This is a genomic window from Aliivibrio sp. S3MY1 (assembly GCF_028765575.1).
Lineage (GTDB): Bacteria > Pseudomonadota > Gammaproteobacteria > Enterobacterales > Vibrionaceae > Aliivibrio.
The window spans coordinates 1-1,811 of record NZ_JARACO010000066.1 but is presented as its reverse complement, the minus strand read 5'-3'; the positions used below and the strand labels follow the sequence as shown (position 1 = coordinate 1,811).

The following is a 1,811-nucleotide window of genomic DNA, read 5'->3' as shown; positions in this document are numbered from 1 at the left end:
GCACCTTGTTGTGCTTGAGCTTTCTGTTGAGCGATTTCCATTAGCTTTTGTGCTGCTTGCATTAGCTCTTGAGTTTTCGCATCGATTGCTTCTTTATCATCGCCTGACTTAACGTCTTCTAGTGCTTTGATTGCTGCTTCGATTTTTTCTTTCTCGTCAGCTGGAAGTGCATCGCCTGCTTCTTCGATTTGTTTTTTCGTACCGTGGATCATTTGATCCGCTTGGTTACGTGCTGTTACTAACTCTTCGAACTTTTTGTCCGCGTCTTTGTTCGCTTCAGCTTCTTGTACCATTGCTTCGATTTCTTCGTCTGTTAGACCACCAGAAGCTTGGATTGTGATCTTCTGCTCTTTACCAGTCGATTTATCTTTTGCAGATACGTTTAGGATACCATCAGCATCTAGATCGAATGTTACTTCGATTTGTGGCATGCCACGAGGTGCTGCTTGGATACCTTCTAGGTTAAATTGACCTAGAGATTTGTTGTATGTCGCTTGCTTACGCTCACCTTGAAGTACGTGGATTGTTACCGCACTTTGGTTATCTTCAGCCGTTGAGAACGTTTGGTCCGCTTTTGTTGGGATCGTTGTGTTCTTCTCGATTAGTTTAGTCATTACACCACCCATCGTTTCGATACCGAAAGACAGAGGAGTAACATCTAGAAGAAGGACATCTTTAACGTCACCCGCTAGTACGCCACCTTGAACTGCAGCACCCATTGCTACTGCTTCATCAGGGTTCACGTCACGGCGTGCTTCTTTACCGAAGAATTCAGCTACTTTAGCTTGAACCATAGGCATACGTGTTTGACCACCAACTAGGATTACGTCAGTGATTTCGCTTACTGATAAATCTGCATCAGCTAGAGCCACTTTTAGTGGTTCAAGCGTACGAACTACTAGGTCTTCAACTAGAGATTCTAGTTTTGCACGCGTTACTTTAACGTTCATGTGCTTAGGACCTGTTGCATCAGCAGTAACGTAAGGAAGGTTTACGTCTGTTTGTTGAGCTGAAGACAGTTCAATTTTCGCTTTTTCTGCTGCTTCTTTAACACGTTGCATAGCAAGAGGATCAGTCTTAAGATTGATGCCTTGCTCTTTTTTAAACTCGTCAACTAAGAAATTGATCATACGGTTATCGAAATCTTCACCACCTAGGTGAGTATCGCCGTTTGTTGCAAGCACTTCGAACGTTTGCTCGCCATCAACGTTGTCGATTTCAATGATAGAAATATCGAAGGTACCACCACCAAGGTCGTATACTGCGATAGTGCGATCGCCGCCTTTTTTGTCTAGACCGTAAGCCAGTGCTGCTGCTGTTGGTTCGTTGATGATACGTTTAACATCAAGACCTGCAATACGACCAGCATCTTTTGTTGCTTGACGTTGAGCATCGTTAAAGTAAGCAGGTACAGTTACTACTGCGCCAGTCACTTCTTCGCCTAGGAAATCTTCCGCTGTTTTCTTCATTTTCTTAAGAATTTCAGCAGATACTTGAGGAGCCGCCATTTTTTGGCCTTGCGCTTCAACCCAAGCATCACCGTTGTCAGCTTTAACGATTTTGTACGGCATGATTTCGATATCACGTTGAACTTCTTCGTCTTCAAAACGACGGCCGATCAAACGCTTAATCGCAAATAATGTATTTTGTGGGTTAGTAATCGCTTGACGCTTAGCTGGCTGACCTACAAGAGTTTCGCCATCTGTGTATGCAATTACCGATGCCGTTGTACGTTCACCCTCTGCATTCTCTAAAATACGTGGCGTGTCGCCATCTAAAACAGCAACACAAGAGTTAGTTGTACCTAAGTC

The 1,811-nt window shown here is 43.8% G+C and carries 1 protein-coding gene; it reads right to left on the bottom strand.

From position 1 onward, the window contains the following. A partial coding sequence (dnaK, locus tag PVK62_RS17205) for a molecular chaperone DnaK (protein ID WP_274445603.1) occupies positions 1 to 1,811 on the bottom strand: 1,811 nt, incomplete at both ends.